5 protein-coding genes are annotated in these 6986 nt (G+C 35.8%); 4 read left to right on the top strand and 1 reads right to left on the bottom strand.

From position 1 onward, the window contains the following. Together infB and B3J44_RS21480 are read left to right on the top strand one after the other, a co-directional pair. The coding region (gene infB, locus B3J44_RS21485) for a translation initiation factor IF-2 (RefSeq protein WP_286971340.1) at window positions 1–1548 on the top strand (1548 nt) is incomplete at its 5' end. Window positions 1549–1698: 150 nt separating this feature from the next. Next, on the top strand, window positions 1699–2208 hold the full coding sequence (locus B3J44_RS21480) for a DUF4920 domain-containing protein (RefSeq protein WP_286971339.1): 510 nt from the start codon (window positions 1699–1701) through the stop codon (window positions 2206–2208). A gap of 144 nt (window positions 2209–2352) precedes the next feature. Here the strand turns inward: B3J44_RS21480 and B3J44_RS21475 are convergent, their stop codons facing one another. Then, window positions 2353–2742 (bottom strand): SPOR domain-containing protein, encoded by a 390-nt coding sequence (locus tag B3J44_RS21475; RefSeq protein ID WP_198854503.1) that lies wholly within the window; start codon window positions 2740–2742, stop codon window positions 2353–2355. Window positions 2743–2962: 220 nt separating this feature from the next. On the opposite strand from B3J44_RS21475, the gene B3J44_RS21470 reads away from it, so the two are divergent. After that, entirely contained in the window at window positions 2963–4297 is a 1335-nt protein-coding gene (locus B3J44_RS21470) for a c-type cytochrome (RefSeq protein ID WP_286971338.1), read from the top strand. Between the two features lie 32 nt (window positions 4298–4329). After that, on the top strand, window positions 4330–6986 hold a 2657-nt coding region (locus tag B3J44_RS21465), incomplete at its 3' end, for a TAT-variant-translocated molybdopterin oxidoreductase (RefSeq protein WP_286971336.1).

Below are 6986 nucleotides of genomic sequence, written 5' to 3'. Positions count from 1 at the left end.
ATAGAAGTTGTAGAAGATAAAGAAGAAGATTTAGTAACAAGAGCGCCAATTGTGACAGTAATGGGTCACGTTGACCACGGTAAAACATCTTTATTGGATTATATTCGTAAAGAAAATGTTATCGCTGGTGAGTCAGGAGGTATTACGCAGCACATTGGAGCGTATGGAGTTACTTTAGATAACGGACAAAAAATTGCATTCTTAGATACTCCAGGTCACGAGGCGTTTACTGCGATGCGTGCACGTGGAGCTCAAGTTACAGATATTGCGATTATTGTGGTGGCGGCAGATGATGATATCATGCCACAAACAAAAGAGGCAATTTCTCACGCACAAGCTGCAGGAGTGCCAATTATATTTGCAATCAATAAAATTGATAAACCAAATGCTAATGTTGATAAGATTAAAGAGCGTTTGGCTGGTATGAATTTACTTGTTGAAGATTGGGGTGGAAAAATTCAGTCACATGATATTTCTGCAAAAGTTGGAACAGGTGTTAAAGAATTGTTAGAAAAAGTTTTATTAGAAGCTGAGATTTTAGATCTAAAAGCAAATCCAAATAAAGCAGCTCAAGGAACTGTTGTTGAAGCTTTCTTAGATAAAGGAAAAGGATATGTGTCTACGATTTTAGTACAACAGGGTACTTTGAAAATTGGAGATTATATGTTGGCTGGAAAACACCATGGTAAAGTTAAAGCGATGCATGATGAAAGAGGACATACTGTTTTAAGTGCTGGCCCTTCGACTCCGGTATCTGTTTTAGGTTTAGATGGAGCTCCAACAGCGGGTGATAAGTTTAATGTATTTGAAGACGAAAAAGAAGCAAAACAAATTGCATCAAAACGTTCTCAATTAATGCGCGAACAGTCTGTACGTACACAAAGACATATTACACTTGATGAAATTGGACGTCGTATCGCTCTTGGTCAGTTTAAAGAATTAAATGTAATCCTTAAAGGAGACGTGGATGGTTCTGTTGAGGCGTTATCAGATTCGTTCTCTAAACTTTCTACAGAAGAAGTTCAAATTAATATTATCCATAAAGGAGTTGGTGCAATTACAGAAACCGATGTTAACTTAGCTTCTGCATCAGATGCGATCATCATCGGATTTAATGTTCGTCCTGCTGGAAATGCTAGACAGCTTGCGGATAAAGAAGAAATTGATATCCGTTACTACTCTATCATTTACGCTGCGATCGATGACTTGAAAGATGCTATGGAAGGAATGTTAGCGCCAGAAATGAAAGAAGAAATTTTAGGTAATGCTGAAATTCGCGAGATTTTCAAAATTTCTAAAGTGGGTTCAATTGCTGGATGTATGGTGACAGATGGTAAAATCTTAAGGACTTCTAAAATTAGAGTTATTAGAGATGGAGTTGTGGTTCATACAGGTGAGCTAGTTGCTTTAAAACGTTTCAAAGACGATGTGAAAGAAGTAACTAAAGGTTATGATTGTGGTATCCAAATAAAAGGATTTAATGATATCGAAATTAATGATGTTATTGAAGCGTACCATGAAGTAGCAATCAAAAAGAAATTGAAATAAAATTCAATTAATATAATTAAAAGCCTCAATGTAAATTGAGGCTTTTTTTGTGTTTATAAATTTGAGATGTGATGGTGTAGAATGATTTGAGGTAAATGTGTATTTTTAACTCATTTAAATTTTAGTAAGTTGAATAAAAATTAACGAAATATGAAAAATGGACTTTACTCGATAATTATGTTTATGTGCTTTTCTGCTTTGTCTTTTGCTCAAGAAGCTGTAGATAAAGTAGCTCCGCCTGATGGTAATGCTTTTGTAGGGGATTATTACGGAGAAGAGGTTTCAAGTACTTTTAGTAATACTGCGATTACAGTAGCAGAATTGGAAAAAGATTTAAAAACTACAAATAAAATAGAAAAAGTTGCTGTTAGAGGAGAGGTAACAGATGTTTGTCCTAAAAGAGGATGTTGGATAAGTATAAGGACAGAAGATGGGGCGTCTTTCTTTGTTAAAATGAAAGATTATGCGTTTTTTGTTCCTACAGCATTGAAGGGTAAAAATGTGGTTTTAGAGGGTGATGCAGAGCGAAAAATAACATCTGTTGAAGAGTTAAAGCATTATGCCGAAGATGCTAAAAAAAGTAAAGCGGAAATAGATGCTATTAAATCTTCTAAAGACGAAATACGTTTTTTAGCAAGCGGAATTAAAGTTGTGGATTAGATCAGGAGATTATGTTCTATTAGGTTTTAAAATTCTTGACATCAATAAAGCGGATTGATCTTTGTTTGATTATGTTAGGGGTGCAGTATTTTAAAGACAAAAAAAGCGAGAAGTAAATCTCGCTTTTTTTATTTTTTCTATGTTTTACTTTCCGGGCTTAAGTAGGAAAACGCTTTTGTATCTTTTTTTAATTTCGGCCAAATTTCGTTCGGCTTCAATTCTGGTTTTAAAATTTCCAACAATTACTTTGTAATTAGGAGTGCTGAAAATAATGGTTCCGTCGATATTTGAATTTTCTCTTTTAAAATCCGATAACGTTTTTTTTGCTTCGTCGCTTTTGCCACTAAAGATTTGAATCCTGTAAGTGTCGTTTGTATTTATTGACGTGTTAATTTTGCGCTTCTCGTTAAGTAACTGCTCAAATTTAGGGTCTTGATTCAATGTTAAATTTTGGTCTTGAGCATTAATGTTGTATGCGAAAGCAATCGTTGTAATTGTTAAGAAAAGGTTTTTCGATGGACTTAAAATTCTCATAATGTGATGGTTTTTATGCAAAAATACTATTTAAAGTTTGAGTGTAAAATTTTAATATTATTTAGAATTGATATAAATTGATAATTAAGACTATTTTAAGGTTTTGAGAATAGTTCATAAGTCGTATTTTTGTGCAAGTTTTAAAAGAGGGTATAGATTTTTACTGGATTTAGTACAGAAAAAATCATACCAAAAATTAGTAGACAATTATTTATACTATATGAAAAAGGTGGGTAACCATAATTCGATCTCAAGAAAATTGCTGCTTGGCTTATCGCTAACGTTAATTTTCTCCCTAACTTCATTTGCTCAAGATGCTGCTGCTCCGGCGGCGCCTGAGGCTGCGGCGGCTGCTCCAGCTGCAGGTGGCGGTGATCCAGCAAAAGGGAAAGAACTTTTTAATGCAAATTGCGCTGCATGTCACAAATTAGATGCTAAATCAACTGGTCCTGCTTTAAGGGGAGTTGCTGCTAAGCATGATATGGCTTGGATTTACAAGTGGGTGCATAACAGTTCTGACATGATTAAGTCAGGTGATGCTGTTGCTGTTAAACTTTTTGAGGAAAATAACAAAGCTGTAATGACTTCGTTTCCTCAATTGTCTGAAGGTGATATTGATAATATTATAGCTTATACTTCTCAGCCTAAGGCTGAACCAGCTGCGGCTGTGGGAGGTGCTGCGACTCCTCCTGGTACAAATGTTCAAGATGGTGCTATTTCAAATAACATTATTCTTGGAGCTCTTGCTCTTGTAATGGCTATTTTAGTTGTGATGTTGTTTATGGTAAACAAGGTTTTAACTAAAGTTGCAAACAAAAATGGTATCGAAATCGCTCCAAAAGAAGAAAGACTTCCGATTTGGAAAGCTTTCGCTAAAAATCAATTCTTGGTTTTGGTAACTGCAATCTTCTTGCTTTTGGCTAGTGGTTATTTTGTTTACGGATACTTAATGCAAGTAGGTGTAGATCAAAATTATGAGCCAATTCAGCCAATTCATTACTCTCACAAAATTCACGCTGGGGATAACGAAATCAATTGTAAATATTGCCACTCTGCTGCTCGTGTAAGTAAAACAGCTGGTATTCCTTCTTTAAATGTTTGTATGAACTGTCATAAAAACATTTCAGAGGTTGCTGAAACTACTGCTACTCCTGAGTACAGCAAAGCGTTTTACGATGCTCAAATTCAAAAATTATATGATGCTGTCGGGTGGGATAAGACTAAACAAGCTTATACTGGAAAAACAATGCCTGTAAAATGGGTTCGTATTCACAACTTGCCTGATTTTGTTTACTTCAATCACTCTCAACACGTTTCTGTTGCTGGTATTGAATGTCAAACTTGTCACGGACCAGTACAAGAATTTGAAATCATGAAGCAATACTCTAAATTAACAATGGGATGGTGTATTGATTGCCATAGAAAAACTGATGTTAAGATGGAAGGTAACGCTTACTATGATAAAATTCATGCTGAACTTTCTAAAAAATACGGTGTAGAGAAATTAACTGCAGCGCAAATGGGAGGTTTAGAGTGTGGTAAATGCCACTATTAATCGATTTATTAAGATTTTAATATATATATACAATGTCATCAAACAAAAAATACTGGAAAAGTGTTGAAGAGCTAGAAAATAGCTCTATTGTTGAGGCGCTTAGAAATAACGAGTTTGTTGAAGAGATTCCTACTGATGAGTTTTTAGGTAACGCTGACGCTTTATCTACATCTGGGACTTCACGTCGTGACTTTTTAAAGTACGTAGGGTTTAGTACAGCGGCTGTAACATTAGCTGCTTGCGAAGGTCCTGTTCACAAGTCTATCCCTTATGTATTACAACCGGAACAGATCATTCCTGGTGTTGCAGACTATTATGCAACTACAGTTTTTGATGGGTTTGATTTTGCTAATCTTTTGGTAAAAACTCGTGAGGGTCGTCCAATTAAAATTGAAAACAATACAATTGCAGGAGCTAAATTTTCTGCGAATGCTAGAATTCACGCATCTATCTTAGGATTGTATGATAGCACTCGTTTGAAAGAGCCAAAAGTAGACGGTAAAGATTCTTCTTGGTCAGCTGTTGATTTAAAAATTAAATCAAGTTTAGCAGATGCAAAAACTAAAGGCGGTCAAGTAATATTATTGACTAATACTTTAGCAAGTCCTTCTACAGATAAATTAATCGCTGAGTTTATTGCGAAAAATCCAAACGCTAAGCACGTTGTATACGATGCAGTTTCATCATCTGAAGCTTTAGATGCTTTTGAAACTGTTTATGGTCAAAGAGCTTTGGTTGATTATGATTTTTCAAAAGCTTCATTAATCGTGTCTGTTGGTGCTGATTTCTTAGGAGACTGGCAAGGTGGAGGATATGATACTGGATATGCACAAGGACGTATTCCTCAAAATGGAAAAATGTCTCGTCACTTCCAGTTTGAATCAAATATGACATTATCTGGAGCAGCAGCTGATAAGCGTGTTCCTATGACTGTAGCTGCTCAAAAGCAAGCTTTAGTTCAAATTTATAATATTGTTGTAGGTGCTTCTGTTCCTGTAGCTTTAGAAGGAAATTTTAAAGCTGAAGTAGTAAAAGCTGCACAACAGCTTAAAGCTGCTGGTTCAAAAGGAGTTTTAGTATCTGGAATTGAAGATAAAAATGCTCAATTATTAGTTTTAGCTATCAATCAAGTATTGGCTAGTGAAGCTTTTAGTACTGCTGGAGCTAGACAAATTAGAAAAGGTTCTAATGCTGCAGTTGCGCAGTTAATTAAAGATTTGAATGCTGGAAGTGTTCATACTTTAATTATGAGTGGAGTTAATCCTGTTTACACTCTAGCTGATTCAGCTTCTTTTGTATCTGGATTGAAAAAAGTTAAAACGTCTGTTGCTTTTTCATTAAAAGAAGACGAAACTGCATCAATTGTTTCAATTGCTGCACCAGCTCCTCACTACTTAGAATCATGGGGAGATCTTGAACTTACAAGCGGAACTTATAGCTTAACTCAGCCAACAATCCGTCCTATATTTAATACAAAACAATTTCAAGATGTTTTATTGTCAGTAAACGGTACTGCTGGTACTTATTATGACTACTTAAAAGCAAATTCTGGAGCTTATACTGCAGGTGCTTCTTGGAATAAAGTATTACATGATGGTGTAGCTGTTCTTGGTGCTACGTCATTATCTGGAGGTGCTATTGATGCTGCTGCAGCTGCAAACGCTGTTGCAAAATCTAAAGTTGCTGGTGATTTTGAATTAGTATTATATACTAAAACAGGATTAGGAGATGGACAGCACGCTAACAACCCTTGGTTGCAAGAGTTCCCAGATCCAATTACAAGAGTTTCTTGGGATAACTACGTTACAGTTTCTAATGCGGATGCTAAAAAACTTGGTTTGTCAAACGAAATTGTTGCAAACGGTGGTTTAAACGGTAGTTATGCTACAATTACTGTTGATGGAGTTAAATTAGAGAATGTTCCAGTTATCGTTCAGCCAGGACAAGCAGTTGGAACTGTAGGTCTAGCTCTTGGATACGGACGAAAAGCTTCTCTTAAAGAAGAAATGCAAGTAGGTTTAAACGCTTACGCTTTATATAAAGGTTTTAATAATGTTCAATCTGTTTCTATCGCTAAAGCTGGAGGAGTACATGAGTTTGCTTGTGTTCAAGGTCAGAAAACTTTAATGGGTAGAGGAGATATCATTAAAGAAACTACTTTAGAAATATTCAATACTAAAGATGCTGAACATTGGAACGAAAAACCGATGGTATCTTTAGATCACCAAGAAGTTGAGGCTACTACTGTAGATCTTTGGGAATCATTTGATCGTACAACAGGGCACCACTTCAATCTTTCAATTGACTTAAATGCTTGTACTGGATGTGGGGCTTGTGTTATTGCTTGTCACGCTGAAAACAACGTTCCAGTTGTTGGTAAAGCAGAGGTAAGAAGAAGCCGTGATATGCACTGGTTACGTATCGATAGATATTATTCTTCTGAAAGCACTTTTGAAGGTGATAACGAAAGAAAAGAAGGAATTGCAGGTTTATCTAGTTCATTATCTACATTTAATGAAATGGAAAAAGCAGGAGATAATCCACAAGTTGCATTCCAACCTGTAATGTGTCAACACTGTAATCATGCACCTTGCGAAACAGTTTGTCCTGTTGCAGCAACTTCTCACGGTCGTGAAGGTCAAAACCATATGGCTTACAACAGATGTGTTGGTACTCGTTACTGTGCAAA

Origin of the sequence: Flavobacterium sp. UBA4854 (genome assembly GCF_002399805.1) — a bacterium.
In the GTDB taxonomy this organism is placed as follows: domain Bacteria; phylum Bacteroidota; class Bacteroidia; order Flavobacteriales; family Flavobacteriaceae; genus Flavobacterium; species Flavobacterium ginsengisoli.
The sequence above is the reverse complement of the archived record's forward strand: the minus strand, read 5'-3'. Positions and strand labels throughout refer to the sequence as shown.